We start from the raw sequence: 19,359 nt of genomic DNA on the forward strand, positions 1-19,359 counted from the left end.
TTGGCGACCACTCCAAAACTCCCAGAATCTTTATCAGATCGATATTCGTTCTGGGAGTTCTATTGCCCTCCAACAAACTGCATCGCCAAGCCAGACGGGGCCTTACGCACTTCTGCAAGGCCGACTAGATACCGGTGTATCACGCAATGACGCTCGATGAGATCTGTCCTGCGGAGCGTCTGGACGCACGCGTGGCGTGTCCGAATTCACTGACCGCTACTAGCGCCTCTCCACGGTCTCGGAGGTGGAACCGCATGACAGGCATCCCATGATCTCGTGGGAGCAGGTGAACGAGAAGCTGACAGAACGCAGGAGAACCGTTCCAAAGTAAGATGGCACGTTTTGATGCGTCTGGCCCGTGACCTTATCTCTGGTGGGCCTCATTTGTACGTTGACCCTGATCCAATACGACGTGGTCAAACACGGTCACGTTATTGCGTGTAAAGAAGGGTCGAATGTGGCCGAAGTCTTTGTAGATCGGCTTTCCGTCATAAACTGCGCTGCAGAAGTCATTCCTGCATAGATCTTCTGCCGGGTCGAGCAGCTCAGCGCCGGTGCTGTGAGCTACAGCCGTCAGTTCGTCGATCATCGGCTGAAACGACGCGTAGTACTGGCTTTTCGGAATGCCAGTGCTCAGTATTGGCTTCGCGGACAAGCGATCGACCATCAAGGAAGGGTCAAAACTGTCGCTCATAGGCGTCGGCAAAACGATATATACCTCCTTTCCAGCTTTTCTCAATGCGGCAATCTCGCCTCGTAGGTCTGAAAACGCTTTGCGGTAAGCCGTAGATCCGAATGAAATCGGGGTTCGATGTGGGTCGTCCTTCGAGTACATCATGACATCGTGCTCAAATGAGGCCTTGGTCGCCTGCCTATGTCGCTTTCTCAATGGGTAAAAATAGTGCCATGCAGACAGAAGCACGACCCGTTTAACGTCGGGCTCCATTGCCTCTAAAAATGCGGCATCGTTAGCTTTGACGCAATCACCCGGGTACGCGATCCGGTTTAAATTGGGTATCGGTGGACAACCGGCTGTACCGGCGTAGCTGACAGAAAGAGAATTCGTGTGGGACTTTACAACGCTCGCTATGCGGGTGACGTAATTGCCGGTGAATGAATCGCCGATGATCAGTACTCGACCGCTGCTGTTGCCTTTTACGTCGGTCGAATAATCCTCAGGACGCCAGTCGTTAATCGCGCTGAAGATAGGTTTGAGATCGACGGACATGCCCGATCGTGATGAAATCTGACCTCGTTGGATCGCAAACCCGATAACCAAAAATACACTCAGAGCCAAAGCTAACGATGGCGCGCTCGCTGATGTCCATTGCCTGCTCCGAATGGGTTTTTCAACAAACTCGTACGTCACCCAAGCAAGAACGCTGGCTAACAATAGGGTTGCAATCCTCAGCGCGTAATTTGAATTAATACCATTTACGATCGAGAGCATTGAAAGCAGTACCCAGTGCCACAGGTAGAGCGGGTAACTGATGCGCCCGATGAAAGCAAAGATGGGATTTGCCAGGACGAGCCGGTTCACTATCGCCCTCGGTCCGGCGACGATGAGAAGCAAGGTCGCGGCCGTTGGTGCGAGCGCCACGAACCCCGGAAAGCTGTCTGCCTCACTGATAAAAACAAAGGAGTTCAATGCTAGGGCGAGACCGATAACAGAGAGCGCGGCTACCAGGAAGTTTTGTTTTTCCGCTGTGAACCTGGATACATTTCTGCCTACCATTGCGGACGCAGCGATGCTGCCGATTAACAACTCCCACATCCTGGTGACCGGCGAATAAAATGCAGCAACCGGGTTGCTATGTACGAAGAAAATGTTAACTGAAAACGAAACAAGAGCGAGCGACAAAAGAATGAGTGTAAGTCTGCGCGATAGCCGACACGTCACCATCAGCAATAGCGGCAAGAATATATAAAATTGCTCTTCAATACTGAGAGACCATAAATGGAGCAACGGCTTTGATTGCGCGTTCAAATCAAAATAACCGGCATCTTTCCAGCTTGTAAAGTTGGAAAAAAAGCCTGCCCCCGCTGTCAATTGCGTTCCAAATTTTGCGAACTCAGTGGGCAGGAGGAACAGCCAGCTTAAGAATGATCCTATAGCTAGTGTTAAAACCAGAGCCGGGAAAATGCGCCGAATTCGTCGATCGTAAAAACTGAGCAAGCAGAAATTCTTGTTCGTCAGATCCGTAAGAATGTTTTGCGTAATCAGAAAGCCTGAAATAACGAAAAACACGTCGACGCCGACAAATCCGCCGGGAGCTAATGCCGGGAATCCATGGAAGACGACAACCGAAACTATGGCCACAGCTCGCAATCCGTCAATATCGGCACGGTATGCAGGGTTGGTGCTAGTTGGCATGAGTTGTTTTCTTAGCCTAGTCTGCTGCCGAAACGGCGGCGATTGTCGGGATCGATCGAGCTGCTCGTAGTCTCGATGGAGACGCCCCGCATCGACCGAGGCCGCATTGTAGCTTTCATTGTCGCGGCTGGTAACTCAGTTGGAGCTTCTCTATGAGGAGTGCGGCCGCGTGGCTTCGGCCGGGGGGCTGGACCCGAAAGTGTGGTCATTGATGCCTCCAGGCAGCCCAGTGTCGTACACAGCACGCCTAGGTTCAGCATCGGGAGGGTACTTGCCAACGCAGATAAAGCAGGCAATACCCTTTTGCTGGTCGCACACCATTGCTATTCGTTTGCGCAGAGTAACTTTTCCCCGAAATAGCATTCGTACGCTTTTTCGATCCGGGCGCTGGAGCAGGCGCAAAACTCCAGCACACCATACGCACGCTAAGGCGGACGTGCGAAACAGCGCGGCCGTTAGTGCCGATCTACCCCGACATCTCAACCCGCCAAAACTCCACTGGCACGTTCTCGGACCACAGCCATCCGGAGTGTCGCTGCGGCACGACGCGGATCGAGATCGGACGCAAGCCTGCAAAGTGCTGATTGTGACTTAAGGACATCAACTCTGCGAAGTCATCGGTGTTTCTTATCAGCGGTGAGACGAGGAAACCAGCCGCTCCCATCGACGGAATGTATCGGTATGAGTCTGTCCGGCCGTTGGCGAATGACAACTCGATGTGCACCTCGGGTGCCGCGAATAATATGCTCACGATACGTCCTGCGAACGACGGTGCTAGGTCAAGCTTCGCCCATACCGGATCATTTCCGGCCGGAATGGCAATACTCTGGCCGAGAACAGTGTCCACGCGCTCAAAGGACTCAAGCGATGCAGGTGCAGTGACCCGGTTTTTGCGCAGGATCGCGAAATCGCCCGAACGCCCGCGTACCGAATAGGCGTTGATCAGTGTTAGCCAGCTCAGACCGTCTTCCAGTGCCGGCAACCGCCCATCGATTGGGGCAACGCCAAACAGGATATTGTCCGGAGCAGATGGCCCCAGCAGATGGGCCTCGTTCAACTTTGCGAGCTCGAGCCCGTATGCAGAGTAGCTTTGGAAGATCGGTCGCGGCGACCACGGCACGTTGTTCGCAAGCAGTATGTTCTGGCTGTTTGGATAGACGTCCCACGTTCCTTGCAGAGCGGGCAGCGGAAACGATGCACTCATGTCCGCCAAGTTCCTCGAGTATTCGGCAAGGACAGTCGCGTTACCGTGGCTGCGATTCTCGATCCCACGCACAATCGTTGATACTCCATTTGAAATGCGTGCAGGTAGCGTTCGAACATGCATGTAGTGATTGTCGGAGAACATATATCCGCCCAGGGCCAGGACGACCAGAATCGCCGCCACGCGTTGCGAGCTGAGAAGCGCCACAGAGATATCTACAAACATCAGCGTGCCGAACGCGATCAATGCGTGGGCGTCGTGCCGGACGAAACCGGCCTTGAACATGACGAATAGCGTGAGGGCCAAACCAAATATCAAGGCCACGCCCGCCAGTTTGGCACGCCTGGCGATTCCAAGGTAAGCCGAGCCGAGCAGCACTGCCGCACTCAATACATAGACGATCAGCTCATCGTATCGGCCACGCGTCGACATGGCGTCCGTGTAACCGGAAATAATTGGGCGCATCGATAGGAAGTAGTGAGGCATCGCGTCAATCGGCTGGCCCGCGACGGCCCAGCCGCCAACTAGCGTGCCGATGAAAATGACAGAACCAGCGAGCGCCTTCGCTGGACTCGAGCGCCATTGCAGGAGAAAGCAGACTCCCGCGAGCACAATACTAAGCAAACCGAACGATCCCTTGATCAACGGCAGGATACCCAGGGACGCGGTCAGGAGAACCTGCGAAATCGAAGTCACCCAGAAGGGTGAAAGTGCCAGCGGCGAATCGCGTCGCATCTCAATGCGCACGGTAAGGATAAGCAGGAGCGGTGGCAACGCGAGAAAGAGCGGGTCCCGTATCGTGGTGTTGAGCAGGATGGCGGCGGGAACGGCGACGAGCGGCCACTTTCGACGACCCGTTGCGACCGAGAGCAATCCGGTGGCCAACGCAAGTCCGAGGAGGAGGCTTGCTCCCATGTCCAGCATATCTGTAGCGGGATGATACTGGCGCGTATCTACCGACGCAAAGGGACCGAAAGTGAATATGACGTCGCGGCCAATAATCAGATGACGCGCCACCGCTTCGTTCATTACCCACTGCCAGGCGGAATCAAGGTTGTCTGTAGGGAAAAATGGCGACAGGGGCAGGTAGCTGAGCACGATCGCCGCCATGAACAGCGCGGCTAAGACGACGCCAATAATGCCACTTCGGCGCCCACTTCGGCCGTGGCAGTCGTATCTGTTCGGGAGGGGCTTGGACTGAAGCTCTGCTGACATTGGCGTTTGCTCTCTTTGGGCCTATGGGGCCTTGTGTTCCCTTTAATCAGGGTTCCTGGTCATTTTGCAAAACGTCGCGTTCGTATACGCATAGGCCGCCACGGGCTCTGTGTCGGCAAGAGCAAACGAAGTCCATCCAGCATTCACGCTAGTACGCAGCGCATGTTTCACGTCAGGACGAGGCATTCCCGAGACGCCATAGCCAACCGTTTGATCTTTGTTATCCACAAGAAGGATCAGTACCGGGTCGGTCCTCTGGTGTTTCGTGACCACCCAACCGGTCGCGATCGTGCCTGCCGGGTCGTGCTTGAGGTCATCAAAATACCCGCGGCAAACCGAATTGTCGACCTGAGACGGTGAAAACCTGACGTGACCGGCATCATGCAGCCAGCCGCTCGCGTACGGGCCGAAGTGCACATCTTCCGCGTATTTAGCTTCTTGCGATATATATGGCCAACCCTGTGGCGGATAGATCGACGCGGTGAGATCGGGGCGGTGCAAGCCAATCTTCATCGACAGAACGGCCAGATTGCGTTGGAATAACTCAGGCGTGTCGATGGAGGCAATTCGCTGAAATGATGCAATCCATGTCGCCAGTATTGCTGCTCCAAGCAGCGCGATGCCCCGCCATTTGATGTTCTTGATGGTGTCGAGCCCGAGCAATATCAGGCAGGTCAGGCTGATCAACATCGGGGTGTCATATCGACTTACCGTCGCTTGTCCTATTCCCATCGGATAACGTCCAAGCGTCGCGGCTATGGCCGACATCACCACCAACGCGTATCCGGCAATCAGAAATCCCCTGTATGGCGTGATCGCTCGCTGCACATATAAGCTAACGGCGAGATAAGTCATGGCGGCAAGTGAGAGCAACCCAAAGATGGTCCCGACCGTTATGTCGCGTTCTGCCGCAAATGCAGCAGATCCCATGAAGACAAGGAAGAAGTGGGGAATTAAACGAAGTGCAGTGTGAGGTTCGACGCTAGGGAAGCCCTGGTCCAGCCTTTGAAATCCGTGGAAGTAAATCGTGGCTACAATCCCGCCACTTACCAAAAGGACCGCTAGCTCACGCCAGGGGCGGCGCATGATAAGCGACTGGAAACACAAGATAGCAAAAACGAAGATACCGTTGCCCATCGACAGTGTCGCCAATACGGCCAATGCCGATGCGCCATAGGTTCCATGCCACCGTGGCCGTGTGTCGGCGATACCAAGCCCAAAGGTTGCGAAAGCGCATAGGGCAAACAAGTAGACCATCAGAAACTGGCTCTGAAATCCCCAGACAAAGTTCTCCTGTTGAATCCACGAAAATAAAAAACTTAGAGCGATCCCAACAATAGCCAATCGTGGGACCGGGGTGCGGCCTTTCTGCGCTTGTTTGACAAACAGAAGCAGCGTGAAAAATTGGATAGACATCCCGGCAATGAGCAGGAATATATTGCGTCCACCGAATATGTACGCGTCTATCCAGAACAGAATACGCGCTAAAACGAGCCTATGCTCGTTGTGCTGTTCCCACCATGCGGACCGGTGCCCAAGACGCAATTGATGAACGAATCCTAAGTATCCGTCCCATTGATCGGAGAACGGAATCGGCGAGTAGTGGTTGACTATTCCATGAATAGTAGTGCAAAAAACCGCAATTCCGACGATCAAAAGCCATGCCGTTACGATCGACAATATGAGGTGATCGGCGCCGGTTTCGGACGATGCCCGAGGTCTGCCCAAGTCCGTTAGGTAAGGTATTTTCACTGTTAATTTCCATGCAGGACATGCTCAATACGTTGCCCGACTTCTTATTTATGTTTAATCAAGTAGCCGGGAAGACAAATTCGAGCGTTTATGCCCAGGTAAAAGCTTGCAGTGTGAATCGTTGAAACGAGCACGTAACCGCCCGTCCAATCTCTGGGGCTCCTCTGACTCTAGTGCTTAAAACTCCACCGCTTGTGCCCCACATAGCTCGTAAAAACCGGAATTGCCACTCCGACCAGGTGCGCAATGTCACGATCATGCCAATTCATGCCGAGCCTGGGAAATAGCCAATAGGCAAGGCCCACACTGACCGCCCACGTCTGCAGTACGGCCACAAGATTCACCAGCGTAAAGAAGAAAACTGACTTGCCCGTCGACTGTGTGCTGCTTTTAAACACGAACAGTTTCGCGAGGATAAACGCTGTGATCATCCCGGTAATGTACGCGACGATAATCGCCGATGAGTAGGGCATCCAGATGTTGTAGACAATCCGGCTTCCCCAGTTGACCGCGGCCGCGAAGCCACCGGTCAACAAGAACACCAGGAACTCTCGCGACACGAACGTCTTCTTCGCAACCGTGTGTGCTCGCGTCATATCATCTTCGCCATCTTCCGCGCCAGATCGATACTCTCGGAAATTCCACGATCCTCGGGGTAGTAGTAAGACGTATCGGCGACGAGCAATCCCTTCACGGGCAGTTGGATCGGCGGCAGGCGATCAAGATATCCCGGCTCGCAAATTGGCTGTGCAAACCGATACCGACTCGCCCGCACATCCAGAAAGTCGTCCGGTGTCAAAGCCGGATTGACCTTCATCAGGTACCGCTTAACCTTGTCGATAAACACCGAATCCGCTTCTTGATATTTCGGATGCTCACCCGGCACGTAGAACGGCACATACACAATATGCTGGTCCATCGGTCGCAGATTTGTATATTCGACAATGCCCGGAATATCCATCTCAGGATCGTTCGTATTGAGCCAGAAGTTCTCAGTGACGCGCTTCTTCAACTTCACGATAACGCACACCACAGCTACATTCTTGACGCTCTTGAACGAGTCAAGAATGTTGGCCGGCAAGTCGGGCATCACACGCGGCACGTAGGGCAGGGGGATCGTACTAATGACCTTATCGAATGGAAGAAAGGCGCCGTTCACTTCGATGCCTTTGACTTGTCCGTCCTCCATCACCACTTTTTGCACGGGTGTACCGAGGCGAAACTCACCGCCATTCGCCTCGATATAGCGCCGCATACCATGCAGCAGCGTGTCCGAGCCGCCCTCAAGATAGCCAAGCTTCTCGTGAAAGAGGTTGTATCGCGAGCGTCCGATCCGGCGAATCCGGCTCCAGATCCAGGCCGCCGACAAGTTGTCTGAGTAGTCGTAAAACTTGTAGTCGAACAGACGCCGCCACAACACTTCCCACGCTTCTTCGCCGATCCACTTGCGAATCCAGCCTGTCGCTTCCACGTGATCTAGCGGCTTCCAGTCGTTACGTTTCGTGCACAGGAACGCATGAAGTCCATAGCGAAATTTTGCGACGAAACTCAGGCCCTTGAACTTCAGCAGCGCAATCGGATTACCCCACGCCTGCACGCGGTTTTGGTAGAAGTAGCCCATCTTGGTCTCGCGCCACTGCATCTTGTCCTCGAGGCCAAGCTCCTTCAATACCTTGAGAAACGCATGATCCGAGATCGCGTGGAAGTGGTAGTAGCGCTCGATCGACATCCCGCCGAAATCGAAGCACGCGGCCATGCCGCCAACGCGATCGTCGGCTTCGAAGATGATCGGCTTGCGGCCGTCCTTCACCAGTTGGTACGCGGCGCCCAGGCCCATTGGCCCGGCGCCCAAGACTGCAATACGCTCGTCGCTCATAGTGTCGTCAGATCAGAATTCAAGTGCAATGTGGCTATAGACGGGATCGTTGAAAGTCTCGTCCATCGCTTTCGCAAAGGGTGTCGGGCGAATCTTGAAAATTTCCGGCCAGTCGATTACTTCGAACTCGTCGCCAGCGGTTAGCGCCTTGAGTTGATCGGCGGTGAATGGCGGATTCTTGCTGAACAGAGCGTAGACCTTCAGCAGCACATAGAACAGGCCATACGGAATCTTCACGATCGCGCACTTCGCATGCGTGGCGCGTTTGATCTGGCGAATGATGTCGATGTAATCAACTCGCTCCAGACCGGAAATGTTGTACGCCGCGTTCTTGATGCGCGAGTCGATGCAACTGATGATCACGTTGCAAAAGTCGCCGACGTACAGTGGCTGGCGCATGTACTTGCCGCTGCCGGGAATGGGAAACACCGGAACGCGCTGCATGAAGCGCGACAGCCAGCCAAGGTGCTTCCGGTCGAACCAGCCGAACATCAGCGTAGGCCGCAACACTACGCATTCGATCCCCGAGGCGAGCACGATTTCTTCCTGCTCGCGCTTGGTATCGGTATAGAAATCCTTGGCCACCGAATACACCACCGACGAACTGATATGCACGGTGTACGGTATGTCGTACTGCTTGATCGCCGCGAGCACATGGCGCGTGGACGTAATGTTGTTGCGAATGAACGGCTCGAGCGTCGGCGCGCCAATCTGGGCCTGCAACATGACAACAACGTCAGCGCCTGCAAAATGTTGTTCCCAGTCGCCAGGTTCGGCGAGGTCTGCGTAGATTGCGGTGACATCGGGGTGCGTCTTGCGCAGGATGTCGAGATTCGCGCGGAACTTGTCGAGCACGATCAGGTTGTTGTAGCCCTGCGCCTTTAGGCGCGCTACGAGGTTTTGGCCGACAAGGCCGGCGCCGCCAGGAATCACGATGCGGGTTTGCTTCATGCGATAGCTCAAAAAAAGACACGTAAAGGTTCGAATCAGGCTTCATGGTACCCGGCGCAATCTTGGGTTCCTGGACGGATGAGCAGGTGCGCGCGCTGCTGTCTCTGCGTCCTTGCGCTTGACTACTGCCGGAGTTACAGCGAAGCCCGCTTGAACAAAAACTGCGGCACATTCCGAATGATCGCCATGATCCCCCACCAGAACCACGGCGTATAAAGCACGTTTTTCTTCTTGCTTATCGCCTTCACAATGTCCTGCGCTACTTTGTCAGCGGTGGCCACGAGCGGTCCGGGCAGTGGCAAGCCGGCGGTCATCGGCGTGGCGACAAAGCCTGGCTTGATGGTTACAACATGGACGCCTGCCTTGAACAGCCGCGCACGCAACCCCTCCAGAAACGCTGACAACGCGGCCTTAGCACTCCCGTAAAGATAGTTCGACGGCCGTCCACGATCCCCCGCGACAGAGGAAATCACCGCGAGCGCGCCAGTCTTCTGCGCTTCGAGCGCGTTGGCGATAGGCGTCAGCAATGCAATCACCGAAACAGCGTTCGTGTTGAATTCTCGCACCGCGACTGCCGGATCGTTTTGACAAGCCTGTTGATCCGGCAAAGTGCCCGGTGCGATCAGCACGATGTCCATCGTCCCGAGTTCGGTCGCGCAGCGGGTGAGCATGGCCGCGTGTTCGTCGAGATGATCGATATCGAGTTGATGGCACGCGGCGAACTGCGCGCCGCGCGCAGTGAGGTCGGCGGCAACTTGCTGAAGTCGCTCGCCGTTGCGTGCAACCAGGAAGAATCGCGCTCCGGCCGCAGCCCACTGGCGAGCACAGGCGATGGCGATGGCGGACGTGGCGCCAACAATCAATACGTTTTTCATAACTGTGTGACTCGTTCCCAAAAGCGCGACAGCATGGCTGGATCGCGGAGCGACTCGAGTTGCTGCCACTGAGGATAGGCGGCGCGAAAATCCGCACCCGGCATATGTGCGTCTTTCGCGGGATACATTCGACCACCGGCTTCGCGGACAATCGCGTCCAGCGTGGCGAAGAGGCGCGTGTTGCGCTCATCGCGCTGCGGAAAATCGAGGGCGAGCGACGTGCCTTCCAACGGAAACGATAACAGCCCCGGCGACTCGATCGCACCGCAGCGCTTGAGCACGGCGAGAAACGAGCCGGTACCGCTGGCCGAAATGGCTTCGAGGATTGCGTGTATGGCATCACGCGCAACCGAGGCCGGCACGACGCATTGATATTGCTGAAAACCGGCCCGGCCGTAGATACGGTTCCATTCGAGCAGTCCATCGAGCGGATAGAAATAGCCGTCGTAACCCACTCGCGAGTAGACCTTCGCCTGTCGTTGCCGACGGTAATACAACTCGTTGAGTGCGCGCAGCGTCACCGGGTTGAACGGCGAAATTGGCGGCGTGATGGGTACGGTGCGCTTCTTCTTGCGATCCACTTCCAGCGGCCCGTTTCGCGCATGATCGCCGACCATGAAAATGCCGCGACCGAGCGCTGCACCGCGACTCTGGCAGTCGACCCAGGCGACGCTATATTCATGTTGCGTATCGAGTTCTTCGGACAGAGTGAAAAACTCGTCGACATTGGCGAAGCGAATGCTGGTGACGTCGATGAGACTCGACTTGATCGGCATCAACTGGATCTCGGTCCACAGGATCAGCCCGGTCAGTCCAAGGCCGCCGATGGTCGCAGCAAAAAGGGCTTCGTTGAATTCCGGCGAACATTCCAGTTGCGTGCCGTCGCTGCGGGCAAGGCCGAAGCAGCGCACGTGCCTGCCGAACGTGCCGCGGACATGATGATTTTTGCCGTGAACGTCGTTCGCAATAGCGCCTCCGAGCGTCGCGTACTTGGTGCCTGGAGTGACCGGCAACATCCAGCCGCGTGGAATGGCAACCTCAAGCATTTGTTCGAGCGTGATACCTGGCTCCGCGCGCACGACGCCGCTGTTCCAGTCGGCCGTGATCAGCCGGTCCAGTGGCAGTGTTTGCACCACATGGCCCGACGCGGCGAGGCAACTGTCGCCGTAGCTGCGGCCATTGCCGAACGCGAGCGTGGTGCCGTGCTCGTGCTGCACCTTATGCCAGGTGCGCATGGCGACATCTCGCCAGGCCACCGGATGCGGCTCCTGCGGCGCGTTGGGATAGCGGCCCCATGACAGCAGTGTCGCCATCGATCAGGCCGCCAGCCAGAACACGAGGCCGCACAACGCGACGACCACGAGGCTGGTTTTGTCGCGCGCGGCGAAGACGATGGGATCGTCGTGCATCATCCCGCGATGCGCGATGATCCAGGTCCGGCTGATCCAGTAAAGCATGAGCGGACACGCAAGCCAGATGATCTGGGGATGCCGATAAAGGCTCGCCGTATTGTGGTCCTGAATGTACATCGCTAGCACCAGCACGGAGATATAGCCAGCGGCGGTCCCGAGCGACGAGACCAGCGGTAGGTCGCTCGCAACGTATCCCCGTCCGCGTGTTTTCGCGAGGCCGCGCGCCTGCATAGAGTGCAGTTCGGCGTAGCGCTTGACGAGCGCGAGGCTCAGGAAGAAGAACATGGAAAAAGCGAGCAGCCAGAACGTCAGGTGCGTTCCGACAGCCGCCGTTCCCGCTACGATGCGCACGGTATAGAGCCCGGCGAGGACGACCACGTCGACCATCACGCGGCGCTTGAGTGCCATGGAATACGCGAGCGTGAGGATGTAGTAGCCACCGAGTACCGCAGCAAAGCGCCAGGGCAGGAACAGCGTGGCAAGCCCAATTGCGCCTGCGAGCAGCACCGGGAACAGCGCGACACCCCACATCAGGGGCATCGCGCCGGACGCCAGTGGGCGGTTACGCTTGACGGGGTGGTGCCGGTCGTCTTCGAGGTCGAGCAGGTCGTTGAGGAGATACACACTCGATGCGCACATGCCGAATGCGACGAATGCGATCAGCGCTTTGAGAATCAGCGGCAGCGAGTCCATGTGATGTCCGGCCAGCAACGGCACAAAGATCAGGAAATTCTTCAACCACTGGTGCAGGCGTAACGACTTTGCCCACACTTTTGTCTGCGGCGGACGGCTTTCGAATACGCGCTCCACGTTGCCGAGCTTGCGTGCGGCACGCTCGACACCAGCGAAAGGATCGACCACGTACGCGCGATCAGCCGCGGCCCACACGGAGACGTCGTCGTGGGAATTGCCCACGTAATCGAAGCCCTTTTCACCGTATTCGGCCACCAACGCATCGCGCTTGTTGTCCGAGGAAAGATTGACCTGTTCGTTGGTCGCGAAAACTTTATCGAAGAGATCGAGATGCGTCGCGATGGCATTGGCGAAGCGCTCATGGCTCGCGGTGGCGAGCACGAGCGAACGCCCCGCAGCACGTTCCGCTTTCAGCCATGTCAGCACTTGCGGGTTGTAAGGAAGGACGGTGACGTCAATATGCGCGTGTTCCGCCAGCCGGGACTTGAGTGCAGGCTTACCGCCCCGGGCCAGCCAGCGCAGGGGTTCCATAAAGCGGTGAGGGGCGGATTTCAGAAAGGCAAAACCGCTCTCGACAAGGACATCCGAGCGAATTAGGGTGCCGTCGAGATCCACCACAATCGGTTTACTGCGTATTAGGTCGGCCACGTGTTGCATATAGGTTTTTAGGCTGCACGAAGCAAGCAAGAGGCGCAATGCGCGCTGCGATTGGGTAACGACGCTGTCGCCCGGTTTGCGGTCGCTACTTTACTATCTGGCGGCACTGAGTACAAACTTTGAAAGAATGATGCAAACCACGCATTTCGAGGAGGGCCGACCGGTAAAATCGACGCTTACAGACTATTCTCAGCGGATTTTAAAGTACCTAACCCCGTAACAAATCGCAAGCCCGGTTGCCGAACTGTCCCGAATTGAGCAAACTTCTGCTCTTTAGATAGCGCCGGAACGCCCGCTTGCCGCATACGGTATTGGATTTGAACAAATGCGACATATAAAGAAAGAGGGCATTATCGACCCACTCGATCCGTCAGGCCTGCTTGATACGCTCAGCATTTCCATCGTTGTGTATCGCCCAAATCTGGTCATGCTCGATCGTGTATTCGAGACGCTGGCGGTTGCGCTCCAACAACTCGCGCCGGCGCAGCGCGCATGCCTTTATTTCATCGATAACGGCGGTCCTGACGAACTCATCGGCACGCCCAAGGCTGCTTTGCGCGCTGAGTTCGCGCTGGAACGGATAGCTGGTCACGGTAACGTGGGTTATGGTCGAGGCCACAATCTTGGCATCGAGCGCACGCACAGCCGTTACCACCTTGTGCTCAATCCTGATATTGAACTGGATGAACGTGGGTTGATCGAAGCACTCTCCTTTCTCGACGCACACTCGGACACCGGCTTGCTCACGCCGCTCATCCGGGATGACAGCGGCGAGCAGCAATTCCTTTGCCGGCGTTTCCCAACCGTGCTCGACCTTTTTGCGCGCGGTTTTCTTCCGTCAAGCCTCCGGCGACCGTTCGCAAAACGCCTTGCGCACTACGAGATGCGCGATGTAATCGACGATCGAACCATTATTTGGGACCCGCCCATTGTCAGCGGCTGCTTTATGTTGTTTCGCACCGACATACTCAAGCGTCTGAATGGGTTCGATCCACGCTATTTCCTCTATTTCGAAGACTATGATCTGAGCCTCCGCACGCACGAGGTTGCCCGCGTGGCCTACGTGCCTGCCGTGCGTGTTCTGCATCACGGCGGCGGCGCGGCGCGCAAGGGCGGGGCGCACGTGAAGCTGTTTGCCAGCTCCGCATTCAGGTTTTTCACCCGCTTCGGTTGGAAGTGGTTATGAGAGCGCGGATTGCCATTACAGGGGCCAACGGCTTTATCGGCCGGGCGTTGAGCCGTCTGCTGCTCAACCAGGACTTCGAGGTCGTGGGCATCGTGCGGTCGAACGCCGTGTGCGAGCCGGGCGTCGTGACAAGAACCCTTGATTCGTTGAGCACGGCGACGCCCGATGCCTTCGATGGCTGCACCGCTGTCATTCATCTCGCCGCCCGCGTTCACATGATGCACGACGATGCCGTCGACCCGCTCGCCGCCTTTCGCGAAGTCAACGTCGCTGGAGCGTTGCATGTCGCGCAAGCTGCGCTGAGCGCAGGCGTGCCGCGTTTCGTGTTCGTGAGCAGCATCAAGGCTCTGGCAGACAGCGACCGCGGCCATCCGCTCAGGGAAACCGACGAGCGCCATCCGCTGGAGCCGTATGGGATATCCAAAGCGGAGACTGAAATCGCATTGCAGGATTTCGGTAAGCGCACCGGTCTGGAGGTCGTTATCGTACGCCCGCCATTGATTTATGGGCCCGACGTGCGCGCCAACTTCCTGAGCCTTGTCAACGCCGTCGCAAAAGGGCTGCCGTTGCCGATCGGTGGTGTGCATGCACGCCGCAGCCTGTGCTTCATCGATAACCTCACCAGCGCCATAGCACTTTGCGCGACCGACAGACGTGCAGTCGGTGAAATGTTCCATGTTTCTGACGGCATCGATCTGAGCGTAGCCGAACTGGCGCGTGCGCTCGGCCGTCACCTCGGCCGGCCGGCGCGCCTCGTGCCGATCCCGGTTGCGTTGCTGAGGCTTGCCGGCCGTCTTACCGGGCGGCTCCCGCAAGTAGAGCGCCTTACGGATAGCCTGCAGGTCGATTCGACTCACATCCGCGCTGTGTTAGGCTGGACTCCGCCTGTAGCGCTCGATGCCGGTCTCGCTGCAACGGCCGCGTGGTATCGCTCGTCGACTAACGATCAAAGCCGCCGATGAATACCTTTTTCGCTCAATCACCTTGGCTCTCGGCCGCCTGCGCCGCCGTCTGCGCACTGTTCGCCAGCGCACTGATTCTTGGCCTGTTGCTCAAGACCGGCCTCGCATGGCGTCTCGCAACCGATGTTCCGAACGACCGTTCGCTGCACACGCGTCCGACGCCGCGAGTCGGAGGCTGGGGCATCGTCCCGGTCGCAACCGTAGCAATCTTGCTGCTCATGCCCTCCATCTGGCTTGCAGCTGCTGGCGCGGCCTTTCTCGCCGCGGTGTCGCAGATCGATGATCGACGCGGACTTCCGGCGCGGGTCCGATTTGGTGCACACATGCTCGCCGTGATGCTGCTCATTGCAGTTAATCCTGCGCCCGTGCCTTGGTGGGCTCTGGTTGTTGTCGGTTTCCTGATGCTGTGGCTGGTGAATCTCTACAACTTCATGGACGGCGCGGACGGACTTGCGGGCGGCATGGCGCTGTTCGGCTTCGGCGGCTACGCCATCGCGGCCTTGAGCGGACCAGTCCCGCAAATTGATCTGGGTATTGCGAGTGCCGTGGTTGCCGGTGCGGCGGCGGGGTTCTTGCTATTCAATTTTCATCCAGCGCGAATTTTTCTCGGCGATGCCGGATCTATTCCGCTGGGTTTTCTAGCCGGAGCGCTTGGCTATTGGGGCTGGCTGAGAGGAGTGTGGCCAATCTGGTTCCCGGCACTGGTGTTCGCGCCGTTCATCGGGGATGCGTCCATCACGCTTCTACGCAGGCTCTTGCGGGGCGATAAGTTTTGGGAAGCCCACCGGGAGCACTACTATCAACGCATGGTGCGTTTCGGCATTGGCCATGCTCGTACTGCCCTCATCTGGTACTTTGGGATGGCAGCGGGCATAATGCTTGCTTTGTGGGCGCTGGGATTATCGCAACTTTTGCAATGGATGGTGGTTGCGGGTTGGGCTATGGTGCTGGTGTTGGCCGGGGTGGGCATCGACGTGCGATGGCGAGGGCACGGATCCCAATCGAGCGTTTCGGAAAACCCTAAAGGTCCATGCTGATGAAACAATATAAAGCTACATGGTTGTCAGCCGGCGCGTTCGCGTTCGATCTGTGCGCGGTTGCCGGAACCTGGCTGGCGGCCTACTCGGTCCGTTTCAATGGCGCTATCCCTGCCGACTTCTGGCACGGCGCGCTTGAGGCTCTCATCTGGGTGTTGCCGGTCTATGCGGTGATGTTTCGCGTGTTCGGGTTGTATCGCGGAATGTGGGTGTTTGCGAGCCTGCCCGATTTGATCCGCATTTCGAAGTCGGTCATGGGCGGCGCGCTGGTAGTGATGGTGGGCGCTGCCATGTCACAACCCACGCCGGTGATTCCTCGCTCGGTTCTGATGGTTGCACCGTTGTTGTTGTTTCTCTCGATGGGCGGCGCTCGCGCGGTATATCGGGCGAGCAAGGAATTTTATCGGTATGGCGGCTTGATTGGGCAGGGCAAGCCGGTGATCGTGCTCGGCGCGGGAACGGCGGGTGCGAATCTCGTGCGCGAGTTGGCGCGCTCGAGCGAATGGCGTCTGGTCGGCCTGCTCGATGACGATCCCGCTAAACGCGGTCGCGAAATCTTGGGCCACAAGGTCCTGGGGTCGATGAGCGAACTGCCGCTTTGGGCGGAACAACTCAAGGCCGATACGGCGATCATCGCGATTCCATCGGCATCGGTGGATGCGCAACGGCGCGTGGCCACCATGTGCGTTCGCGCCGGCGTCAAGGCGATGGTCCTGCCTGCGCTTACCGTGCTTACGCAGGGCCAGGCATTCCTCTCACGGGTTCGCCAGATCGACCTGGAAGACCTGCTCGGCCGTGAGCCGGTCAAGATCGACATGCCGCACGTCGAGGCGCTGCTGCACGGGCGCGTGGTGATGGTCACGGGCGCGGGCGGTTCGATTGGTTCGGAGTTGTGCAGGCAGATCCTGCGTTTCTCGCCGGCGCAACTCGTGGCCTATGACCTGAGCGAATACGCTATGTATCTGCTGGTCGAAGAGTTGCATGAGCGGTTTCCGGATCTGTCGGTGATCCCGGTCATTGGCGACGCGAAGGATTCACTGCTGCTAGATCAGACTATGTCGCGTTTCGCCCCGCATATCGTGTTTCACGCGGCCGCGTACAAGCATGTACCGTTGATGGAAGAGCAGAACGCATGGGCGGCTGTGCGCAACAACGTGTTGGGTACGTTGCGCGTGGCGCGCGCGGCGATCCGTCATCAGGTTAGCCATTTCGTGCTGATCTCCACCGACAAAGCCGTGAACCCGACCAACGTGATGGGCGCGAGCAAGCGCCTGGCGGAAATGGCTTGTCAGGCGTTGCAGCAGACTTCTCCACGCACGCAGTTCGAGACGGTGAGATTTGGTAACGTGCTGGGCAGCGCGGGCAGTGTGATCCCGAAGTTCCAGCAGCAGATTGCAAAGGGCGGCCCGGTGACAGTGACGCATCCGGAGATCACGCGATTCTTCATGACCATTCCCGAAGCCGCGCAACTGGTGTTGCAAGCGTCGAGTATGGGGCGTGGCGGCGAGATCTTTATCCTGGATATGGGTGAGCCGGTGAGGATCGTGGATCTGGCGCGCGATCTGATTCGCTTGTACGGATTCTCGGAGGAGCAGATCCGGATCGTGTTCACGGGCTTGCGGCCGGGCGAGAAGCTGTACGAAGAACTGCTTGCTGACGACGAAACGACTACACGCACGCCGCATTCGAAGCTGCGGATCGCGCAGGCGCGCGAAGTGCCGAATCACTTCCTCGATGAATTGCTGCCGTGGCTGATGCAGCATCGCGTGTTGGCTGACGACGAAGTGAGGCGTGATCTACGCCGCTGGGTTCCGGAATATCAGACGACAATGCCTCCGGTTTTGACGAGCGTTCAATCGATTCGAAACGGTTGAGTCGCCGTGAATTGTCCGCTGTTGTAACGGACGAATGTAGCAGCAGAGCGAATAGCGAGCCTGTGTGACCAGAGCGCCATGTGGCGACGTGATGTTGATCTCTTCTCGAAGCCAGGCTCGCAATGAGTTTTGGAGCGACTGACGCGTTGTCACGGGCTCCGACGTCAGTGGGCCGAGCAACTCACAATCGATATGGCAATTACCGCGGCGCTTTGTGCGTCGGTATCAATGATTCCGGTCGTTGGCAAAGCGAAGATCCTTTACTGCTAGACCAAACCCAGTCGCATTTCACGCCGCACATCGTATTTCATTTGGCAGCGTGCAAGCATGTCCGGCTCGCGCAAGAACAGAACGAGCGGCTGGCAGCGCACAACAACGTGTCGGCAGCAGCACATGGCGCGGGGGCACCCCGCAATCAAGTCGACCATTTCATGCAGATTTCCACCGACAAAGCGGTCAACCGATCAACGTAATGAGCCTGAGCAAGTGCCTCGCGAATGTGGCATCCCAAGCGTTGTAGTAGGCCACGCTGCGTACGAGGTTCACGCTGGTGCGCGTCGCTGGCCCACCCAGCAGTGCCCCCACCTGTCCCTAAGTTTCAGTAGCAGATTGCAAAGAATGACCCAGCCACGGGAACGCACCGCAGAACAAATGCTCACGTCTACTCCAGACGCGATACAACCTGGTTTGTCGGGGGCATCGCGCAAAGAGCGTCTCGGCAAAGTACTCATTGTCAATATGGGCCAGTCAGTGAAAATTGTCGATCTGCCGCACAATCTGGCTCGCTCATACCGTTTTTTCGAGATCAAAAATCCGTTTCGTGTCTTCGGTCCGGCGTCCCGGTTAGAACTCGCATGAGAAAACGAAAAGACCGCGTCCATGTCGCATCCGGGACTGCGGGATGCGCGGGCTTGCGGAGTACCGAAGTAATTCTTCGATGTGCCGCTGCTATGGCCGATGCAGGCTCGTGTATTGGCTGAGGACGAAATGCGCTGTGACCCACGGCGCTCAGGGTCCGGGTATCAGGCAGACGAGCATGCAACTGACCCTTCACAGCGCGCCGTTCGGCGGATCGACGTCGGGGCGCTTAGGCGTCTGCTGAGAAGCGGATGGCGGAATTGTGACACGCAAACTTTGTAAGGCGCCTTTCCGCTAGTGGATCGTGATGGCCAGGGCTATAAGGCTGGCAAATGGACGTGGCAGTAAAGTTCGTCACCTCGGTGAGGGCGAACGCATCGTCCGTCGCTTGCTTACATGTGCGCTGCAAATCCAATTTGTGGCTCGGCTTGTG

General features: G+C 57.2%; 15 protein-coding genes. 6 read left to right on the plus strand and 9 right to left on the minus strand.

The features are described 5' to 3' along the window. Window positions 1-364: 364 nt before the first annotated feature. The 9 genes from FH08_RS0132220 to FH08_RS0132260 form a co-directional block, all read right to left on the minus strand. Window positions 365-2,374, minus strand: coding sequence for an acyltransferase family protein (locus FH08_RS0132220; protein WP_031362315.1), 2,010 nt, complete (start codon window positions 2,372-2,374; stop codon window positions 365-367). Window positions 2,375-2,840: 466 nt separating this feature from the next. Further along, entirely contained in the window at window positions 2,841-4,793 is a 1,953-nt protein-coding gene (locus tag FH08_RS0132225) for a hypothetical protein (protein ID WP_152602968.1), read from the minus strand. A gap of 42 nt (window positions 4,794-4,835) precedes the next feature. After that, window positions 4,836-6,545 carry a hypothetical protein gene (locus tag FH08_RS0132230; protein ID WP_031362317.1) on the minus strand — a complete coding sequence of 570 codons (1,710 nt, stop codon included), beginning with the start codon at window positions 6,543-6,545 and terminating at the stop codon, window positions 4,836-4,838. Window positions 6,546-6,715: 170 nt separating this feature from the next. Next, window positions 6,716-7,141, minus strand: coding sequence for a GtrA family protein (locus tag FH08_RS0132235; protein ID WP_031362318.1), 426 nt, complete (start codon window positions 7,139-7,141; stop codon window positions 6,716-6,718). Next, window positions 7,138-8,421, minus strand: a complete 1,284-nt coding sequence (locus tag FH08_RS0132240) for an NAD(P)/FAD-dependent oxidoreductase (protein ID WP_031362319.1) — start codon at window positions 8,419-8,421, stop codon at window positions 7,138-7,140. Before FH08_RS0132240 ends, FH08_RS0132235 begins: the two co-directional genes overlap by 4 nt. 12 nt (window positions 8,422-8,433) lie before the next feature. Continuing rightward, complete coding sequence (locus tag FH08_RS0132245; RefSeq protein WP_031362320.1) at window positions 8,434-9,372, minus strand: NAD-dependent epimerase/dehydratase family protein; 939 nt, start codon at window positions 9,370-9,372, stop codon at window positions 8,434-8,436. Window positions 9,373-9,506: 134 nt separating this feature from the next. After that, window positions 9,507-10,247, minus strand: coding sequence for an SDR family oxidoreductase (locus tag FH08_RS0132250; protein ID WP_031362321.1), 741 nt, complete (start codon window positions 10,245-10,247; stop codon window positions 9,507-9,509). Continuing rightward, window positions 10,244-11,560: an FAD-binding oxidoreductase gene (locus tag FH08_RS0132255; RefSeq protein ID WP_031362322.1), complete on the minus strand. Its 1,317-nt coding sequence runs from the start codon at window positions 11,558-11,560 to the stop codon at window positions 10,244-10,246. The genes FH08_RS0132250 and FH08_RS0132255 overlap by 4 nt, the downstream gene beginning before the upstream one ends. A gap of 3 nt (window positions 11,561-11,563) precedes the next feature. Continuing rightward, a complete protein-coding gene (locus tag FH08_RS0132260; RefSeq protein WP_031362323.1) occupies window positions 11,564-12,988 on the minus strand; it encodes a UbiA family prenyltransferase in 1,425 nt (474 codons plus the stop codon). 346 nt (window positions 12,989-13,334) lie between these two features. On the opposite strand from FH08_RS0132260, the gene FH08_RS0132265 reads away from it, so the two are divergent. From FH08_RS0132265 to FH08_RS52070, 6 genes are all read left to right on the plus strand, one after another. Next, the gene (locus FH08_RS0132265) at window positions 13,335-14,195 is read left to right on the plus strand and encodes a glycosyltransferase family 2 protein (RefSeq protein WP_081889644.1); all 861 of its coding nucleotides are present in this window, start codon (window positions 13,335-13,337) and stop codon (window positions 14,193-14,195) included. After that, window positions 14,192-15,157: a UDP-glucose 4-epimerase family protein gene (locus FH08_RS0132270; RefSeq protein ID WP_031362325.1), complete on the plus strand. Its 966-nt coding sequence runs from the start codon at window positions 14,192-14,194 to the stop codon at window positions 15,155-15,157. The genes FH08_RS0132265 and FH08_RS0132270 overlap by 4 nt, the downstream gene beginning before the upstream one ends. Then, on the plus strand, window positions 15,154-16,194 hold the full coding sequence (locus FH08_RS0132275) for an MraY family glycosyltransferase (protein WP_031362326.1): 1,041 nt from the start codon (window positions 15,154-15,156) through the stop codon (window positions 16,192-16,194). Before FH08_RS0132270 ends, FH08_RS0132275 begins: the two co-directional genes overlap by 4 nt. Continuing rightward, the gene (locus FH08_RS0132280) at window positions 16,194-18,068 is read left to right on the plus strand and encodes a polysaccharide biosynthesis protein (RefSeq protein ID WP_031362327.1); all 1,875 of its coding nucleotides are present in this window, start codon (window positions 16,194-16,196) and stop codon (window positions 18,066-18,068) included. Before FH08_RS0132275 ends, FH08_RS0132280 begins: the two co-directional genes overlap by 1 nt. Window positions 18,069-18,190: 122 nt before the next feature. Next, on the plus strand, window positions 18,191-18,541 hold the full coding sequence (locus FH08_RS54465; protein WP_081889645.1) for a polysaccharide biosynthesis protein: 351 nt from the start codon (window positions 18,191-18,193) through the stop codon (window positions 18,539-18,541). Between the two features lie 145 nt (window positions 18,542-18,686). After that, window positions 18,687-18,926, plus strand: a complete 240-nt coding sequence (locus FH08_RS52070) for a hypothetical protein (protein WP_152602969.1) — start codon at window positions 18,687-18,689, stop codon at window positions 18,924-18,926. Window positions 18,927-19,359 lie beyond the last annotated feature (433 nt).

The organism is Caballeronia sordidicola (genome assembly GCF_000729995.1).
GTDB classification, from domain to species: domain Bacteria; phylum Pseudomonadota; class Gammaproteobacteria; order Burkholderiales; family Burkholderiaceae; genus Caballeronia; species Caballeronia sordidicola_A.